The 413-nt window shown below is 43.8% G+C and carries 1 protein-coding gene; it reads left to right on the forward strand.

Translation table 11 applies throughout. From position 1 onward, the window contains the following. Positions 1-413 (forward strand): LytR/AlgR family response regulator transcription factor (locus tag AC1DND_RS29540; protein WP_477586610.1); only part of this gene is annotated, 413 nt, incomplete at both ends.

Below are 413 nucleotides of genomic sequence, written 5' to 3' on the forward strand. Positions count from 1 at the left end.
ATATCATTCAATTGAAGTACTCGATAAGTACGTCAATCAAACCCCAGGCCTCGAATTGGTTGGCAGCTCCACCAACCCGCTTTTAGCGTTGGAAGAATTATGCACTATTCCGACTCCCGATATTGTTCTATTAGATGTTGATATGCCACAACTTAACGGCCTTGATCTGGCAGACCTTATTGGTTCAGCAAGCAACATTATTTTCACAACCTCCTACCGGGAGTACGCACCGGAAGCATTTGAAAAAGATGCAGTAGATTACCTGCTGAAGCCCATCAATTACGCCAGGTTTTTAAAGGCAGTTACCAGGGTGCGTTCAAATCTCACCAGTCAGACCAACCAAATCACAGCTAGCCCATTTTTTTTCGTCAAAAGCAACATTAAGGGAAAATTTAACCGGATCACCATCCCAG

The organism is Pedobacter sp. 01N416 (assembly GCF_056399685.1).